The organism is Streptomyces sp. NPDC037083, from assembly GCF_055606485.1.
The window spans coordinates 37,123-54,537 of sequence record NZ_JBVJSQ010000016.1 but is presented as its reverse complement, the minus strand read 5'-3'; the positions used below and the strand labels follow the sequence as shown (position 1 = coordinate 54,537).

The following is a 17,415-nucleotide window of genomic DNA, read 5'->3' as shown; positions in this document are numbered from 1 at the left end:
CGACGCACCGTAGCCGTGCGGGGGCGGTCGCTCCTACCATGGAGTCCGCCGTCGGGGGAGGGTGGTCGTGTCACGCAGTACACCGCAGCCGTCGGGGCGCCGGCTGGAGGACTCGATCGCATGGGCGGTCAGGAACGCGGACGGCGTCGTCGCCATCGCCGTGGCCCTCACCGTGGGTCTGCTGGACATCACGGACAAGGGCTTCGACAAGGACCACGACATCGTCACCGGCTCGATCCTGCTGGTGCTGGCCGCGCTGGTCTTCGGTTCGCTGGCCGAGCGCCGGCGGCGGATGGCCGACATCCGGGCCGCCACCGCCGGGACGAGCCGGGCGATCGAGGACCTGGCCATGGTCCGCACGCTGGCCGGCCCCGAGGTGGGCCTGGCGCACGAACAGGCCCGGCGCAGCACCAGCCGCTGGGTGTTCAAGGGCGGCACCGGCACCTACCTGCGGGCGGTGACCCTGCCCGAATGCGTGCTGGAGGCGCAACGGCAGCGCCGCTCCCTCAGTATGAAGATCGACATCGTCAACCCGGCCGACGACACGGTGTGCGAGGCCTACGCTCGCTTCCGACGCACCTTCGGACACGGGGACACCGGCGGCTGGACGCCGGAACGCACCCGCAAGGAGTCCTACGCCACCGTGCTGGCCGCCAGTTGGCACCGGCAACGGCTGGACACCCTGGAGATCGACGTCCATCTCAGCTCCGTGGCACCGGCGTTGCGCTTCGACCTGTCCGACACCTGCCTGATCATCACCCAGGACGACCCGCGCCGCGTGAGCCTGTTCGTGGAGCGGGGGCGGCCGCTGTACGACTACTACGTCACCGAGTTGCACCAGAGCCGCGAGCAGGCGGTCAAGCTCGACCTGCGGGAGGCCACCCCGCTGAGCGAGGAGCCGACCGTCGACGAGGTCAGACGCCTGCTCGACCGGCTCGGACTGCCGTTGCCGGCGAGTTTCACCGACCGCGACGTCGGCGACGTCATCGACAAGGCGCTGCGTGCGGAGGATCCCTACCGCAGGTGAGCGCGGCCCCGGCGCGATCCGCCGGGCAGGCCCTGGGGGGTGCGGAGCGATGGACTACCCGGCCCTGGAACGGGCCGCACGGCGGGGTGAGTCCGCCGAACTGGTGCGGCACGCCGCGTCACAACTGCAGACGATCGTGTCCGGCGGGCGGGTGCTGCGCGCGGTGCGCCATCCGCTGGGCTTCGTCTGCCTGCCGGTACTGCGCGACGGGGCGGAAGGGGTCTGCGTGCACGTCTTCGGACCGACGGACCCCGTCCTGATTGACCATCAAGTGCACTCGCACAGCTGGGAGTTGACCAGCACGGTGCTGTACGGGGAGCTGGGCAACCGGCGGATGGAGGTGGCCGAGGAGACCGCGCGGCCCACCCACCGTGTGTTCGAGGTGCACAGCGCACCCTCCGGGGTGGACGAACTGCGGCCCACCAGACGGCTGGTGCGCTGTTCGCCGGGCCCCGAGCAGTCCAGCTCACGAGGCCAGACCTACGCCCTCCCGGCGGGTGAGTTCCACACCACCGTGGTGCCGGACGGCCGTCCGACCGCCACCCTGGTGCTGGGACGGACGCTGCCCGGCCGGGCGGACCTCTCCCTGGGTCCGATACGGGCCCCGGGGCACCGGGTGGTCCGCAGGATGTGCGACGCGGCCCAGACCGCCCGGATCGCCCGTGCCGCGCTCAGGAGGATCCATGAGTCCCACCCCCCGCTCGTCTGACTTCACCGCCGAGTGCCGTACGGCGGTGGCGGCCGCCGAGGCGGCCGGGGCGCTGCTGCGGTCCCGGTTCCCCGACGGCTTCGCGGCCCGCCCCAAGGGCGCGCTCGGCGACGTCGTCACCGACCTGGACCTGCTGGCCGAGGCCATGGTCGTCGACCGCATCCGTGCGGACTTCCCGCACGACCGCGTCCTCGCGGAGGAGGCCGGCGAGCTGGGCGGCGACGGGGGCGGCGGCCGCACCTGGCTGGTGGACCCCCTCGACGGCAGCAACAACGTGGTGATCGGTCTGCCCGTCTACGTCGTCGGCATCGCCCTGTGCGTCGACGGGACGCCGGTGGTCGGCGTGGTGCACGACCCGGTGACCGGACGGACCTGGTCGGCCCGGCACGGCGCGGGCGCCCACGGCCCGGCCGGCCCGCTCGCCCCGATCCCTCGGCCGCCCTCGCCCGCGGGGCCGCTCCTCGCCTGGACCCAGGGGCACGCGGTGCCTCGCGACGACCCGGCCGTGCGCGCCCTGCGGCACAGCCTGGAGCTGCGCTCGCGCCGGCTGCTCCAGCTCTGGGCGCCGCTGGTGGCCTGGGCCATGCTGGCCAGGGGCGACATCGACGGCTTCGTCGGCTACCGCGCGGAGGCCGTCGACCTGCCGGCCGGCGCCCTGTTGGCCCGCGAGGCCGGGGTGGCCCTCCGGCGTCTGGACGGGGGGGACTTCAACCCCGCCTTCACCGGCCCCGACACCGACCGTTCCTTCGTCGCCGGGCGCCCGGAGATCCTGCCGTCCCTGCTGGAGCTGGTGGCGGCCGCCGCGACACCGCTGCCCGGCGGGGTGCCGCCGCAGGGCAGGGCCGGCGCGACCGCTACCGGGTGAGGGCCAGCGCCCCCACCGACGCCGTCACCGCGCAGACGGCCAGCACCGCTCCCGTGCCGATCAGCCGGGTCAGCGGCACCCGGACGCCGTGTGCGACGCAGCGCTCGTACCACAGGAGGGTCGCCAACGAGGCCCACGGCGTGATGACCGGACCGGCGTTGACGCCGATCAGCAGGGCGAGGAGCTGGTCGTGGTTGCCGACCGGGACCGCTCCCTCGCCGGCCAGGTAGACGGGAAGGTTGTTCAGGACGTTCGACAGACCGCCGCCGACCGCTGCCGCCCGGAACTGGCCCAGTACACCGCCGTCGTGGCCGACCGCGGCGGCCAGCAGGTCGTGCAGCCCGTGCGCGTTGACGGTCTCCACCACCAGGAACATCCCGGGCACCATCACCAGCAGCCGCCACGGCACGAGCGACCACCGCAGCGCCGGGCGGTCCCGCAGCGCGAACGCCGTGACGACCACCGCGGCCGCCGTCGCGGACGCGACATACAGCTCCACGTCGGCGGCCAGGATCGCCAGCAGGAAGCCGCCGCAGGCGAGGGCGCAGGCGCGGAACAGGACGGGGTCGGCGGGACGGTGCACGGGGGGCGGTACATACCGCCCGCCCCCCACGGGCCTCGCCGACGGCCTCCCCGCCGCGTCCCCGGCCCGCGCGTCCCCGGCCCGGTCGGCGCGCGCAGGCCCGTCTTCCTCCTGCCCGTCCTGTGTCTTCCCGTCCGGCGTCTTCCCGTCCTGTGCCCGTGCGTCCTGTGCCCGTACGTCCTCCGCCCCTACGTCCTGTGCCCGTGCCGCGCCCGGGCCGCCTCGTCCCCGTCGCGGGGGCGGCTCGGCCGTGCGGCGTGCCGGGCGCCAGAAGAAGCCCCACAGACAGGCCGTCGTCACCGCGATCGCCGCCAGCTGCGGGGCCCACATGCGGCCCGCCAGTCCCAGGGAGGACAGCGCCACCCGGTCCGCGGCCAGCAGGTTGGTCAGGTTGGAGACGGGCAGGAGGAGACTCGCGGTGTTGGCCAGCCATACGGTCGTCATCGCCAGCGGGACCGCCGCGATGCCGACCCGGGAGGCCAGCGCCAGCATCACGGGCGTCAGGAGAACGGCCGTGGTGTCCAGGTTCAGGGAGATCGTCGTGAGTGACGCGAACGCGACGCACAGCAGGAACAGAAGCGCGTAGCTGCCCCGGCCCGCCCTCGCCACCCGCGCCGCCACGACGTCGAACACCTCGGCCCTGCTGGTGAGTTCGGCGAGCACGATCACCGTGCCCAGGAAGGCCAGCAGCGGGGCGATCCGGGTCATGGCGTCGGACGCCGAACCGGTGGGCAGCAACCCCGTGGCCACGCACACCAGTCCGGTCGCGAGGAGACCGATCGCCACCCGGTCCAGTACATGCAGACGCCGTAAGACACGCACGAGTGGAAGGGTCGCACAGTTGTGCCCCCCTGTGACCAGGGGCTGCTTTGCGACAGATTCGCCGAAGGCGCCTTCCAGCCGGTTCCGCGGCCGCGAAAACAGTCCATGCCGACGCCCCCCGATGCATCATGAGGACATGGGGGACCGTCAGATGTCGGGTGAAACAGGACCGTTGGACTTCTTCGTCAGCTACTCGCCCGCGGACGAACGCTGGGCGTCGTGGATCGCCTGGACGCTGGAGGAGGCCGGATACCGCACCGTCCTGCAGGCCTGGGACTTCGTGCCGGGGACGAACTTCGTCGACTTCATGGACCGCGGGGTGAGCGAGTCCGCGGCCGTCGTCGCCGTCCTCTCGCGCAACTACGAGCGCTCCCGGTACGGCCGCATGGAGTGGCAGGCCGCGCTGCGGGCCGACCCGGACCTGCCCGAGCGCCGGCTGATCACCGTGCGGGTCGAGGACATTCCGGTGGAGGGACTGCTCGCCACCCTCACCTATGTGGACCTGGTGCCGGTGACCGACGCGTCCGCCGCCCGCGACCTGCTGCTCACGCGGGTCCGCCAGGCCCTCGACGGCCGGGCCCGGCCCACCCTGCGGCCCGACTACCCGGGCAGCGGGCAGCCCGTGCCGCCGGCTCCGGCGTCGCCGCCCGCCCCGCGGAACGACCGGCCGCTCGGGCGGCCCGGCTGGGCCGGGCGGCGCAGGCCCGCCGCGCCTCCCGCGTACCCGAGGGCCGCCGCGGCCCCGGCGGCCCGTGACGCGGTCACCGTGCTGCAACTGGCCGGACCCGCCTTCGGCCGCGGCCAGGACCCGGCCGAGTTGCAGGCGGCGATCTGGGGCGATCTCGTCGAGCTCACCGACGCGGGAGCGCCCTCACCCGATCTGCTGGTCGTCACCGGCGACCTCACCGCCTCCGGCAGTCCCCGCGAGTTCGACCAGGCGCTCTCCTTCCTCACCGGACTACGGGCGCTGCTCGGCCTCGAAGCGCACCGGGTCGCCGTCGTCCCCGGCGGTCACGACGTCAACCAGGCCGCCTGCCGGGCCTACTTCAGCACCTGCGAGGCGGACGAGATGCCGCCCCGGCCGCCGTACTGGCCCAAGTGGCGGCACTACACCCGGCTCTTCCAGGAGCTCTACCAGGGACTCGACGCCGTCTTCGACAGCGATCAGCCGTGGACCCTCTTCCCCGTGCCCGAACTGCACACCGTCGTCGCCGGGCTCAACTCCTCGATGGCGTACAGCCACCGGCTCGACGACCGGTACGGCTTCGTCGGACCCGAGCAGGCCGCCTGGTTCGCGCAGGCGCTGCGGCCCTACGAGGAGGAGGGCTGGCTGCGGATCGGCGCGCTGCGGCACGCCCCCGGGACCGCCCGCGTCGGCGTGCTGCGCGGCGCGGCCGCCCCGGACGGGTCGGGCCCGCTGCGCGACACGGAGGTGCTGGCCCGGCTCACCGCGCCCCGCCTGCACCTGCTGCTGCACGGCCCGGCCGGCCCCGGCGCGCACTCCGCCCTGCCCACCGTGGGCGGCGAGCTGCCGCTGCTGGGTGCCGCGGCCCCCGGCCGGCACCAGTTGCTGCGCATCGGCCGCGACGGTCTCACCGCCTGGCCCGGGCCGGGCGAGCCGCGCCGCACGCGGGGCGACTGGCGACGCGCGCACCGCGCCTTCGCCCCCGACGACGTGTCCGGCGCACCCGGCGGGCCCGACGGCGAGCCCGGCCCGGGCGCCGCCCACGACCCCGAGCCGCGGGCCGTGCAGTCACCGGCCGAGATACTGCTGGCCCGAGTCGCGGAGGTCTGCCGCACCCGGCACGAGGGCGCGCAGATCCGCCCGGTGGCCGGACCGGTGCCCCAACTCCTCGTCACCTGGACCCAGTCGGGGTTCGTGCGCCAGCAGCGCGTCGCCGTGCACACCGGAACGCCCACCGACCAGGACGTCGAACGGGTCGTCGCGCTCGTCCACGCGGCCGACTCCGAGACCGAGGCCGAGCTCGTCCACGACGGCCCCCCGCCCGCCCGGGAACTGCGCGACCAGGCCCGCCGCAGAGGCGTCCGGGTGCGCAGCTTCACCGAGTTCCAGGGCCTGCTCGACCTGCGGGCCTACGTCGGCGCCCAGAGCGAGCGGCTGCGCACCGACCCCCGCTACCCCCCGGGCATGTACCTGCCCCAGCGGTACCGCGAGATCGAGCGGCTCGACGCCGAGGACCGCGACGGCCTGGTCGACGACATGCTCCGCCTGCTCGACTCCGACCAGGGCCGCTTCCTGCTCCTGCTGGGCGACTTCGGCCACGGCAAGACGTTCGCGCTGCGCGAGCTGGCCCGTCGCATCCCGGTCGAACTCCCGCACCTGGTACCGCTGCTGGTGGAACTGAACACGCTGGACCGGGCCTACTCCTTCGAGGGGCTGGTCGCCGCCCACCTCGCCGCCCACGGCGTCGACAACATCGACCTGCGCGCGTTCCGGTACATGCTCCAGCAGGGCCGGATCGTGCTCCTCTTCGACGGCTTCGACGAACTCGTCACCCGGGTGACGTACGACCGGGCCGCCGAACGCCTCCAGGTGCTGCTGGACTCCGCGGTCGACAGCGCCAAGATCGTCGTCAGCAGCCGCACCCAGCACTTCCGCTCCCAGGGGCAGGTGCTGACCGCGCTGGGCGAACGCGTCGGCCTGCTCCCGCACCGCCGGGTGCTGGCCGTCCAGGAGTTCACCCCGCAGCAGATCCGCGCCTACCTGGTCAACCGCTACGACGGCGACGACCGCGCCGCCGACCGCCGGGTCCGCCTGCTCGACGCCATCCCCGACCTGCTCGCCCTGTGCCGCAACCCCCGTCTGCTCGGCTTCGTCGCCGACCTCGACGACGACCAGCTGCGCGCCGTCGCCGGGGCGGGCCGCGCCCTCAGCCCGGCCGGTCTCTACGAGGAGGTGCTCACCGCCTGGCTGCGCTTCGAGCAGCAGCGCGCGAGCGGCGGCAGCGGCCGAGCCCCCGGGCTCAGCCTGGACCAGCTGTGGCGGGCGGTCACCGCGCTCGCCCTGCGGCTGTGGGAGAGCGGCCAGGACTCGCTGCGCCTCGACGAGCTGACCGACGTGGCCGAGACCCTGACCGGCCTCGCCGACAGCCGTCTGTCCGTCCCGCAGGCCGCGCACGCGGTCGGCTCGGGCAGCCTGCTGGTGCGCAGCGAGGACGGCGTCTTCCGCTTCATCCACGGCTCGGTCGTGGAGTGGCTCATCGCCCGCGAGTGCGCCGTGCGGCTGGCGGCCGGGGACAGCGCGCTGCTCGGCCGGCGTCAGCTCAGCCGCCTCGCCGTGGAGTTCCTGTGCGACCTGGCCGACCACCGGGCCTGCCAGGAGTGGGCGGAACAGGTGCTGGGCGAGCGGGACTCCGGGGGCGCGGAGGTCTCCCGCGCCAACGCCGTGAAGATCCTCTCCCGGCTGCGGGTGCCCGCCCACACCGATCTGCGCGGCGCCGCCCTCGGCGGGGAGGACCTCTCCTACCGCGACTTCTCCGGCGTCGACCTGACCCGAGCCGACCTCACCGACGCCCGTCTGGTGGGCGCCAACCTCTCCGGCGCCGTCCTGCGCGACGCCCGGCTGACCGGCGCGCGGCTCGACGGCGCCGATCTGACCGGCGCCGACCTGCGCGGGGCCGATCTGCGGCGGGCCCGGCTGATCCGCACCGACCTGACCGGCGCCCTGGTCGAGGGCGGCCGCTGGCGGCGCGCCGCGCTCATCGGCGCGACCACCGGGCCCGGGCTGCCGGACACCCCCGAACTGGCCGCCGCCGCCTTCGCCCCCGGCATGGCCGTCGACTCCGGTTTCCGGCCGTCCGCGGTCGGCGTGCCCTACGGCTTCGACATGCGCACCAGCCGGCTGCCCGAACCGATCTCCTACAGTCCGGACGGCGAACTCCTCGCCGTCGGCAGCGAGGACGGCGGCGTCCTGCTCTGCGACGCCGTCACCGGCACCGCGCTGCGCACCCTGCAGGGCCACACCGACCGCGTCTACGCCGTCAAGTTCCGCGAGCGGGTGCTGGCCACCGGAAGCGCGGACGGCACGGTACGGCTGTGGGACCCGGTGTCCGGCGCGTGCGGACACGTCCTGCGCATTCATGACAACGGCGTCTGGCCGGTCGTCCTCGACGCCGAGGGCGCCCTGCTGGCCACCGGCGACGCCGACGGCGTGGTCACGGTGTGGGACACCGCCACCGGCGTTCCCCTGCACCGGCTGCCCGGCCACTCCGCGCCCGTCTACACCGTCGCCTTCGCGGCGGACGGCGCCACCCTCGTCACCGGGGACGCCTCCGCCGCCGTACGGCTGTGGGACGTCGCCACCGGACGACTGCTGGGGGCGCTGCCCGGGCACCGGGGCGCGGTGTTCCGGGCCCGGTTCAGTCCGGACGGGACGCTGCTCGCCACCGGCGACATGGGCGACGGACGGGCCGGGACCGTGCGGGTGTGGGACGTGGCGGGGCGGCGGGTGGTGCACACCTTCGCCGGACACGCGGGCCGCGTCTACACCCTGGACTTCCATCCCGGGGGCCGCCTCCTGGTGAGCGGCGACACCGAGGGCGAGGTGCGGCTGTGGGACCTGGCCGCCGGGGCAGCCGCCGGGGTGCTCGGCGGCTGCCGCGGGGCCGTGTACCAGGTCCTGTTCGATCCCGAGGGGACGCTGCTCGCCGCCGGGGACAGCCAGGGCGTCGCCCGGCTGTGGCGCGTCGACCCGCAGGCCGATCCGGTCGCCGTGCCGCTCACCCGCCAGCCCACGGAGCACCGCGGCTCGGTCTGGGTGTGCAAGTTCCGTCCGCCCGCGGAGAGGACCGCGGGAGCCGCCGGCCCCGCCCCGGATTCCGGCTCGCTGCTGGTCACCGGCGGCAACGACGGCGTCGTCCGGCTCTGGGACCCGGCCACCGGCCAGGGACGGCGGATCCTGCGCGGCCACGGCCGGCGGATCGGTACCCTGTCGTTCAGCGCCGACGGCTCCATGCTGGCGGCGGGCGGCAACGACGGCGTCGTCCGGCTGTGGCACACCGCCTCCGGGCGGCGGCTGCGGGAGCTGGCCGGACACAGTGACCGTCTGGTCTCGGCCGTGTTCAGCCCCGGCGGCCCGCTGCTGGCCACCGCGAGCAGCGACGGCGACATGTACCTGTGGAACGCCGAGACGGGCGAGTACCAGCGCGAGATGGACGTGGAGACGGACCACGTCTGGGCGGAGGCGTTCAGTCCGGACGGCGAACTGCTCGCCACCGCCAACGACGACGACACCGTGTGCCTGTGGTACCGGGCGACCGGCGCGCACGTCGTCACCATCGGCGAGCACTTCGGACGGGTCCGCTCCATCGGCTTCCGGCCCGACGGCGCGGTCCTGGCGACCGGCTGCGACGACCGCCGGGTGCGGATCTGGGACGTGGCCGAGCGCCGGGTCACCGCCGTGCTCGACGGGCACACCGACCGCGTGTACGCCGTCACGTTCGCGGCCGACGGCTCCTGGCTGGCCAGCGCCTCCTGGGACGGCCGGGCGGTGATCTGGCGGGACGGCGTGGCCGTGCACCGGCTGACCGGGCACACCGGCAAGCTGTGGACGGCCGCTGCGCATCCGCGCCGACCGCTGCTGGCGACGGCCGGCGACGACCGGACGGTCCGGCTCTGGGACACCCGCACCGGCCGCGAGGCCACGGCCCTGACCGGTCACACGGGCCGGGTGCTGGCGGTCTGCTTCAGCCCCGACGGCTCGCTGCTGGCGAGCGGGGGCGAGGACGGCACGGTCCGGGTGTGGGACGTCCCCGCCGACGGCCCGGCCGCGCTCCGCGCCACCCTGGTCGGCCTGCCGGGCGGCTGGGCCGCGCTCGCGCCGTCCGGCGGCTACAAGTACGAGGGCGACGTCACCGGCGAGTTCTGGCACGCGGTGGGCATGTGCCGATTCGAGCCGGGCGAGCTGGACGGCCACCTCCCGGGAGTTCGCAACGTACCGCTGGAGGCCCCGCTGGAATAACCGGCCGGAATGTCCGGCCGGAGGGCTTGCTGGAGTGTCCGGCCGGACAGCCCACTGGAGGGCCTGCTGGAGTGATCCGCCGTACGACCCGGCGAGTGACCTTCTGGGGTCCTCCGGGCCGACCCGGCAAAGTGACCCTCTGGGGCCCCGCCGGAGGGCCCCGCCGAAAAGTGTTATCGCGGGCGTCCGCGCTCCGTCTCCGCATCGTGACCCCCGTTGTGATCCCCGACATAGCCACCGCCCAGGGCCGCCCTGAAAGGGTGCGGGCATGAGCACACATGCCGACGCCGAGGGCGGCCGGCACTGGCGGGCCACCATCGCCGACGCGCAGGCCGGCGACCGGCGGGCGCTGGAGGAGCTGGTGGCGGGCTGGCTGCCGCTGGTCTACAACGTCGTCGGACGCGCCCTCAACGGCCACGCCGACGTCGACGACGTCGTGCAGGAGACCATGCTGCGCGCCGTCGACAACCTCGGCTCGCTGCGCGACCCCGACAGCTTCCGGTCCTGGCTCGTCGCCATCGCCATGCGGCAGATCCGCGACCGCGCCCGCCGCCGGACGGCCCAGCGCCTCGACGAGAGCGTGGCGTCGGGCGAGGCCGCCGACTTCGCCGAACTCACCGTGCTGCGGCTTCAGTTGGAGGGACAGCGGCGCGAGGTCGCGGAAGCGGTGCGCTGGTTGGACGACGAGGACCGGCAACTGCTCTCCCTGTGGTGGCTGGAGGTCGCGGGCGAGCTGACCCGGCGCGAACTCGCCGCGGCCGTGGGCATCAGCCGGCAGCACGCCGCCGTGCGCGTCCAGCGCGTGAAGGAACGCCTGGAGGTCTCCCGCGGCATCGTGCGCGCCCTCGACGGCGCCTGCCCCGACCTGCGGGAGCGCACCGCTCGCTGGAGCGGTCGCCCCGACTCCGTGTGGCGCAAGCGGCTGGCCCGGCACATCCGCGGCTGCGGCTACTGCGGCGACGCCCGCGAGTCCGTCGTCCCCGCGGAGCGGCTGCTCGTCGGGATCGCCCTGGTGCCGGTCCCGGCCGGATTCACGATCTCGCTGGCCTTGGGCGGCAAGACGGCCGCCGCGGCCGCCGGCACGGCCTCCGCCGGCTGGTCGGCGAAGGTGCTCACCGCGATGACCAAGCCCGCCGTCGCGGTGACGGCCGGCGCGACGCTCGCCGCGGGCGGCGCCTACGTCGGGCTCCAGACCCCCGACGAGCCGCCCGCGCGCGCGGTCGTCGCGCCCACGGCGGCGACCACCCCCGCCGCCCCGACCTCCCCGCCCCCTTCTTCGGCCCCGGCCTCGGCGTCGCCCACTCCGTCCGCCTCGCCGTCGGCGACGCGGGAGAAGACCGCCCGGTACGGCAGCGTCGTCGACGCCGTCGACCGCGCGCCCGACCCGGACACACCGCCCGCCGCGCTGCCGCAGCGGCCCGCGGCCGGCGTCACCAGCAGCGGCGGCGCGCACGCCACCATGAACCACCGCGGGGACGGCGTGACGCTCAGCGGGCAGGGCTATGTCCTGGTGCGCTGGCAGATCTCGCCGCAGAACCGGCCCGGCGGCCTCGCCATGCCGAGCTGGAGCGGCCTGAAGGGCAAGCTCTTCCACGTGGCCTCGGGCGGCGGCCGCCGGATGGACGACCCCGTCAGCGCCACGGACACCACCGCCACCGGCATGGGCAGCACGACCACCGGCTACGTCGTGCTGCCGCCCGGCGCCCAGCAGATGTGGCAGAACGAGTACTTCTACCTCGCCGGCAGCGTCACCCTCACCGTGAACGAACGCGGCGCCGACTACGGCCTCAACGTCTTCCCGACGACCTGGGACGCCGTGGAGAGGGACGTCACCAGCGGTCCCGCCCAGGGCGCCCTGCGCTACGGCCTGGTCCGCGACACCGGCCGGGACGACACCCCGGTCCCGCAGTACCTCACCCGTGAGACCCCGGCCGACCCGGCGACCGTGCCGCAGCGCTCGGCCGTGTGACACCCCGAGGGGTCGGCCGCGCGGCGTCGGCCCCGGCGGCCGTCAGCCCCGCCCGCGCAGCGCCGTCAGGACGTCGATGCGGTTGGTGGTGATCGAGTCGACGCCCAGGTCGATGAGCCGGCGCATGGCGCGACGGGTGTCGGGCGTCCAGACGGAGAGCAGGTAGCCGTCGTGGTGGACGCGCGCCGCGAGGTCCCGGTCCACCAGGGAGAAGCGGTAGTTGAGCCAGCGCGGCTTGACCGCCGCGAGCAGCCCCGGCCGCGGAGGCGCCAGACTGGTGCAGGTCAGGGCGATCTCGGCGGACGGGTCCGCGGCGCGCACCGCGAGCATCGCGACGGCGCCCGCGCAGTAGTACACCCGGTCCGCCGCCCCGGCCTCGCGCACGGCGTCGACGATCCGCCGCGCCGTGCGCACGTCCCGGGTCCCCGGCAGGTCGAGCATCAGCCGGGCGCCGTCGGCCGCCGCGAGCGTCTCCGCGAGCGCCTCCCCGAGGGTCGGCACCGCGCCGGCCGTGAGCCCGCGCACCTCGTCCGCGGACAGCGACCGCAGCGGCCGGTCCTGCTCCCACAGCCGCTTCAACGTCTCGTCGTGCAGCAGGACGGGGACGCCGTCCCTGGTGAGCCGTACATCGAGCTCGACGGCGTCCGCGCCCCGGTCGAGCGCGGAACGCAGCGAGTCGATCGTGTTCTCACGGAAGCGGTAGGGGTCGCCGCGGTGGGCCACGGCGGTCACGTTCTGCATGGGCCCATTGTGGCGGGACCGCGCGGGTCCGCCGTCAGGGGGCGAGCCACCCGGCGGTGTAGGCGTCGATCTCGTCCCTGACGCGTGCCTTGCCGGCCTCGTCGAGGAAGGAGGCGTCGACGGCGTTCCCGGCGAGGTCGGCGACACCCCGCTCGTCGAGGTCGAGGAGGCGGGCGGCGACCTTGTACTCGTTGTTGAGGTCGGTGCCGAACATGGGCGGGTCGTCGGAGTTGATCGTGACCAGCACGCCGGCCTTCACGAACTCTGTGATCGGGTGCTCGTCGAGGGTGCGGACCGCGCGCGTGGCGATGTTCGAGGTCGGGCAGACCTCGAGGGCGATGCGGTGCTCGGCGAGGTGCGCGAGCAGCTTCGGGTCCTGCGCGGAGCTGGTGCCGTGCCCGATGCGTTCGGCGCGCAGGTGGGTCAGGGCGTCCCACACCGTGCCGGGGCCGGTGGTCTCGCCGGCGTGCGGCACCGACCGCAGCCCGGCGGCGATCGCCCGGTCGAAGTACGGCTTGAACTGCGGGCGGGGTACGCCGATCTCGGGGCCGCCGAGGCCGAAGGAGACCAGCCCCTCGGGGCGGATCCGGTCGTCGGTGGCGAGCCGCGTCGTCTCCTCGGCGGCCTCCAGTCCGGCCTCGCCGGGGATGTCGAAGCACCAGCGCAGCACGGTCCCGAACTCCGCCTCGGCCGCCTTGCGGGCGTCCTCGATGGCGTCCATGAAGGCGAGTTCGTCGATGCCGCGCCGGGTCGAGGAGAACGGGGTGACGGTCAGCTCGGCGTAGCGCACCTGCTGGCGGGCCAGGTCACGGGCGACCTCGTACGTCAGCAGCCGGACGTCCTCCGGGGTGCGGATGAGGTCGACGACGGACAGGTACACCTCGATGAAGTGGGCGAAGTCCGTGAACGTGAAGTAGTCGGCCAGGGCCTCGGGGTCGGTGGGCACCCTGGAGTCGGGGTGCCGGGCGGCCAGCTCGGCGACGATGCGGGGGGACGCGGAGCCGACGTGGTGGACGTGCAGTTCGGCCTTGGGCAGCCCGGCGACGAAGGCGTGCAGATCGCGGGCGCCGGCCGCGGCCGCGGCGGTGGGACCGGCGGGCGCGCCGGACGCGGGGGAGCCGGGGGTCGCGGCGGGGTCGCCGGACGCGGCGGCTGCTGAGGATGCGTCGAGGCGGTCGGTCATGGGGTCCTCCCCGGGACGGCGTCCCGGGCCCTGCGGGCCGGACGGGACGCGGGTGATCGGCTGATCGATGAGTCGGGCTCATCGTATTCGGCGGAGCCGGCGGCCCGTCGTCGGCCCGATCCGTGCCGCCGCCCGCCGCCCACCCGGTCGGCCGCGGGCCGTAGCATGACGGAACGTGCGCGGGGCGGAACGGCGTACGGGTGACGGAACGCAGGACGCACGCCCGGCAGCGGGCGACAAGGGGGATCCACGCATGTCCGACGACGCGCCGACTCCGGCCGGCGACCCCGCCCCCACCGAGGCGCGCGGTCCGCGGGACGCGGTCTCACCGGTGCCGTTGGACAAGGACGCGGTGGCCGGGGCCGGGGCTTCGGGTGTGGTGGAGGACGGTGCCGGTGGCGCCGTGCGCGGTGCGTGGCCGGCGCCTGCCTCGGGTGAGGCAGAGGGCCCGCGGGACGCGGTCTCGCCGGTGCCGTTGGACAAGGGCGCGGCTGCCGGGGCCGGTTCGGCGGGCGTGTCGGACGGGTGGGCGGCTCCGGGCGGCGGCGCGTGGGGCGGGCCCGGTCACACCGTCGCCGGGAACGAACCGTTGGCTCCCGCCCCGTCGGATCCGACGCCGCCGTCCCTCTACGACCAGCGGACGGTCACCTCGCTGCCCGCCCAGGACGGTGCGCAGCCCTGGGCCAACCCCCTCGGCGCCCCACAGGCCGGTGGGACGCTCGGGTCCTTCCCGCCGCCGAACCCCGCCGCGGCCCTCGGCGGCCCGCCGCCCAACCCCTTCGCGCCTCCCGCGCAGGGCGCGGCGGTCCCCCCGCCGCCCATCGCCCCCGACGGGCCCGGGCAGGTCCCCTACGGCTACCCCGGCGGCTACGGCTACCCGTCCCACCCCCACTACGGGGGCGGAGCCCCGGGCCTCTACGGCTGGGCCCCGAACGGCGCGGGGGACGGCAACGGCATGGGCATTGCCGGGCTCGTGCTCGGGATCCTCGCCGACATCCTCTTCTGCCTGTGGCCGCTGGCCGTCGTCCTCGGCATCCTCGGTGTCGTCTTCGGCGCGATCGGCCGTGCGAAGGCCCGCCGGGGCGAGGCCTCCAACCCCGGTCAGGCGCTGGCGGGCGTCATCTGCGGAACCGTGGGCATCGTGCTCGCCGTCGGACTCGGCGTGCTGGTGATCGTGGCCCCCTGAGGTTTGCCGCGAGCGTGCCGGGAAGGAAGCGGAGCGGGGCCGGCTCAGGCTCCCGTCCGCAGCCGCTCCCTCGCCTCCATCAGCGCGAACCCCAGCAGGTTCGGCCCCTTCCAGCGCTGCGGATCCATCGCCGCCTCGTCGTCCGCCGCCAGGCCGATGCCCCACACCCGGTCCACGGGGCTGGCCTCCACCAGCACCCGGTTCCCCGTGCCGAGCAGGAACTCGCGCAGCCCGGCGTTCGAGGCGAACTTGTGGACGCTGCCCTCGACCACGATCCGGAACCGCTCCCGCTCCCAGGTCTCCTGGTCGAAGCCGCGCACCAGCCTCCCCTCCTTCTTCGCCTGGGCGGGCGATCCCGCGGCCAGCGCCCGGTGCTCCGCCTCGGCGTCCTCGAAGAGCCGCGCCTTCTCCGCCATCATCCAGTGCTCGGCCGTCGCATAGCCGACTCCGTCGACCACGAAGGGTGACGGCCACCACTGGCTGAGGCAGCTCGCGCCGAGCCGCCCGTCCGGGCGCGGCCGGTGTCCCCAGAAGAGCAGGTACTTGATCCTTGCCCCCGCCCGGATGGCGCCGACCAGCGCCTCCCGGTCCTCGATCTTCTCCATGCAGCCGAGCATGGCACGCGCCACCGACACTGCGTCCCGCCTTTTCCGCTCCGACTCGACACCTGGTCGAGCCCTGCCGACCCCTGTCGACAGATTCCGTCGCGTAACCAAAAGGCAACAACGGAATCACTTGTTGGAGTGCCCTTGCTCTGTCAGGATCGGCAATCAAATCGAGCTGGAGCTACGCCACCCGCCCGCGAACACATCGGGGCGAAGGCGGAGGAGAGCGACATGCAGGACCGGTTTCCCGTACAGGAACGTTTCTCGGACGGCGCGCAGTACATCGCCGGCCGCCTGACGAAGGGCACGTCCGGCCGAACCCACGCCCTGATCGACCCCGCCACCGGCGAGGAGGTCCACACCTACGAACTGGCGGGCGCGGACGACGTCGACGCCGCCGTCGCCGCCGCGCGTGCGGCCTTCCCCGACTGGTCGGGGGCCACTCCGGGCGAGCGCTCCGACGCCCTGCACCGGTTCGCCGGCGTGCTCGCCGACCACGCCGAGGACCTGGCCCGCGCCGAGTCCCTCCAGTGCGGCAAGCCCCTGAAGCTGACCCGGGAATTCGACGTCCCCGGGACGATCGACAACACGGCCTTCTTCGCCGGAGCCGCCCGTCACCTCGCGGGCCAGTCCGCCGGCGAGTACTCCGGCGACCACACCTCCTACGTCCGCCGCGAGCCCATCGGCGTCGTCGGCTCCATCGCCCCCTGGAACTACCCCCTCCAGATGGCCGCCTGGAAGATCCTCCCGGCGATCGCCGCGGGCAACACCATCGTGCTCAAGCCCGCCGAGCTCACGCCGCTGACCTCGCTCCTCTTCGCCCTGGCGGCGACGGAGGCCGGGATCCCCGACGGTGTGATCAACATCGTCACCGGGACCGGGAAAGAGGCCGGTGAGCACCTGGTGGGGCATCCCGGCGTCGCCATGACCTCCTTCACCGGCTCCACCGCCGTCGGCAAGCGCGTCGCCGAGGTCGCCACCGCGACCGTCAAGCGGCTGCACCTGGAGCTCGGCGGCAAGGCGCCCTTCGTCGTCTTCGACGACGCCGACCTGGAGGCCGCCGCGAACGGCGCGGTCGCGGGCGCGCTCATCAACACGGGGCAGGACTGCACGGCCGCCACGCGCGCGTACGTGCAGCGGCCGCTCTACGAGGCGTTCGTCGAGCGGACGGCCGCCCTGATGGAGACGGTCCGGCTCGGCGACCCCTTCGCCCCCGGCACCGACCTCGGCCCGCTGGTGTCGCACCTCCAGCGCGACCGGGTCGCCGCCTTCGTCGACCGGGCGCGCGGCTACGCGCGCGTGGTCACCGGCGGCGAGGCGCCGGGGGGCGAGCTCGGGAAGGGCGCGTACTACCTCCCGACTCTGATCGCGGACGCGGCTCAGGACAGCGAGGTCGTCCAGTCCGAGATCTTCGGGCCGGTGCTGGTGGTCCTGCCGTTCGACGGTGACGACGAGGGCATCCGGCTCGCCAACGACACCCCCTACGGCCTCGCGGCCTCCGCGTGGACCCGGGACGTGTTCCGGGCGAACCGGGCGACACGCGAGCTCGAGGCCGGATGCGTGTGGATCAACGACCACATCCCGATCATCAGCGAGATGCCTCACGGCGGCTACAAGGCCTCCGGCTTCGGCAAGGACATGTCAGCGTATTCGTTCGAGGAGTACACCCAGGTAAAGCACGTTATGTTCGACAACACGGCGGTGGCCCGCAAGCCCTGGCACCGCACTGTCTTCGGGGACTGAAA

At 74.5% G+C, this 17,415-nt stretch carries 11 protein-coding genes; 7 read left to right on the top strand and 4 right to left on the bottom strand.

Going from position 1 to position 17,415, the window contains the following annotated elements:
• Nucleotides 1-67: 67 nt before the first annotated feature.
• Genes ACZ7DE_RS34210 through ACZ7DE_RS34200 form a run of 3 tightly spaced genes read left to right on the top strand, consistent with a single transcriptional unit; the run spans nt 68 to nt 2,601 of the window.
• Entirely contained in the window at nt 68-1,027 is a 960-nt protein-coding gene (locus tag ACZ7DE_RS34210) for a hypothetical protein (RefSeq protein ID WP_470768093.1), read from the top strand.
• Between the two features lie 49 nt (nt 1,028-1,076).
• Nucleotides 1,077-1,736, top strand: a complete 660-nt coding sequence (locus tag ACZ7DE_RS34205; RefSeq protein ID WP_470768091.1) for a hypothetical protein — start codon at nt 1,077-1,079, stop codon at nt 1,734-1,736.
• Complete coding sequence (locus ACZ7DE_RS34200; protein WP_470768089.1) at nt 1,711-2,601, top strand: inositol monophosphatase family protein; 891 nt, start codon at nt 1,711-1,713, stop codon at nt 2,599-2,601. The genes ACZ7DE_RS34205 and ACZ7DE_RS34200 overlap by 26 nt, the downstream gene beginning before the upstream one ends.
• On the opposite strand, the gene ACZ7DE_RS34195 is transcribed toward ACZ7DE_RS34200, so the two are convergent.
• The gene (locus ACZ7DE_RS34195; RefSeq protein ID WP_470768087.1) at nt 2,591-4,006 is read right to left on the bottom strand and encodes an ArsB/NhaD family transporter; all 1,416 of its coding nucleotides are present in this window, start codon (nt 4,004-4,006) and stop codon (nt 2,591-2,593) included. The genes ACZ7DE_RS34200 and ACZ7DE_RS34195 overlap by 11 nt on opposite strands.
• Nucleotides 4,007-4,142: 136 nt before the next feature.
• On the opposite strand from ACZ7DE_RS34195, the gene ACZ7DE_RS34190 reads away from it, so the two are divergent.
• Entirely contained in the window at nt 4,143-9,986 is a 5,844-nt protein-coding gene (locus tag ACZ7DE_RS34190; RefSeq protein ID WP_470768085.1) for a WD40 domain-containing protein, read from the top strand.
• A gap of 268 nt (nt 9,987-10,254) precedes the next feature.
• Entirely contained in the window at nt 10,255-11,955 is a 1,701-nt protein-coding gene (locus tag ACZ7DE_RS34185) for an RNA polymerase sigma factor (RefSeq protein WP_470768084.1), read from the top strand.
• 42 nt (nt 11,956-11,997) lie between these two features.
• Here ACZ7DE_RS34185 and ACZ7DE_RS34180 read toward each other — a convergent pair whose 3' ends face one another.
• Together ACZ7DE_RS34180 and ACZ7DE_RS34175 are read right to left on the bottom strand one after the other, a co-directional pair.
• Nucleotides 11,998-12,696 (bottom strand): glycerophosphodiester phosphodiesterase, encoded by a 699-nt coding sequence (locus ACZ7DE_RS34180; RefSeq protein WP_470768083.1) that lies wholly within the window; start codon nt 12,694-12,696, stop codon nt 11,998-12,000.
• A gap of 34 nt (nt 12,697-12,730) precedes the next feature.
• Nucleotides 12,731-13,879, bottom strand: a complete 1,149-nt coding sequence (locus ACZ7DE_RS34175) for an adenosine deaminase (protein WP_470768081.1) — start codon at nt 13,877-13,879, stop codon at nt 12,731-12,733.
• 253 nt (nt 13,880-14,132) lie between these two features.
• On the opposite strand from ACZ7DE_RS34175, the gene ACZ7DE_RS34170 reads away from it, so the two are divergent.
• A complete protein-coding gene (locus ACZ7DE_RS34170) occupies nt 14,133-15,065 on the top strand; it encodes a DUF4190 domain-containing protein (RefSeq protein ID WP_470768080.1) in 933 nt (310 codons plus the stop codon).
• Nucleotides 15,066-15,109: 44 nt separating this feature from the next.
• On the opposite strand, the gene ACZ7DE_RS34165 is transcribed toward ACZ7DE_RS34170, so the two are convergent.
• Nucleotides 15,110-15,670, bottom strand: coding sequence for an NADAR family protein (locus ACZ7DE_RS34165; protein ID WP_470768078.1), 561 nt, complete (start codon nt 15,668-15,670; stop codon nt 15,110-15,112).
• A gap of 231 nt (nt 15,671-15,901) precedes the next feature.
• Between ACZ7DE_RS34165 and ACZ7DE_RS34160 the strand changes: the two genes are divergently transcribed.
• Entirely contained in the window at nt 15,902-17,413 is a 1,512-nt protein-coding gene (locus ACZ7DE_RS34160; protein WP_470768076.1) for a gamma-aminobutyraldehyde dehydrogenase, read from the top strand.
• The last annotated feature ends 2 nt before the right edge of the window (nt 17,414-17,415 follow it).

Excerpts from the sequence above, each read along its gene's own strand:
- ACZ7DE_RS34175 (WP_470768081.1), bottom strand. The coding sequence starts at position 13,879 with ATGACCGACCGCCTCGACGCATCCTCAGCAGCCGCCGCGTCCGGCGAC.
- ACZ7DE_RS34160 (WP_470768076.1), top strand. The coding sequence starts at position 15,902 with ATGCAGGACCGGTTTCCCGTACAGGAACGTTTCTCGGACGGCGCGCAG.
- ACZ7DE_RS34205 (WP_470768091.1), top strand. The coding sequence starts at position 1,077 with ATGGACTACCCGGCCCTGGAACGGGCCGCACGGCGGGGTGAGTCCGCC.
- ACZ7DE_RS34190 (WP_470768085.1), top strand. The coding sequence starts at position 4,143 with ATGGGGGACCGTCAGATGTCGGGTGAAACAGGACCGTTGGACTTCTTC.
- ACZ7DE_RS34180 (WP_470768083.1), bottom strand. The coding sequence starts at position 12,696 with ATGCAGAACGTGACCGCCGTGGCCCACCGCGGCGACCCCTACCGCTTC.
- ACZ7DE_RS34165 (WP_470768078.1), bottom strand. The coding sequence starts at position 15,670 with ATGGAGAAGATCGAGGACCGGGAGGCGCTGGTCGGCGCCATCCGGGCG.
- ACZ7DE_RS34200 (WP_470768089.1), top strand. The coding sequence starts at position 1,711 with ATGAGTCCCACCCCCCGCTCGTCTGACTTCACCGCCGAGTGCCGTACG.
- ACZ7DE_RS34185 (WP_470768084.1), top strand. The coding sequence starts at position 10,255 with ATGAGCACACATGCCGACGCCGAGGGCGGCCGGCACTGGCGGGCCACC.
- ACZ7DE_RS34170 (WP_470768080.1), top strand. The coding sequence starts at position 14,133 with ATGTCCGACGACGCGCCGACTCCGGCCGGCGACCCCGCCCCCACCGAG.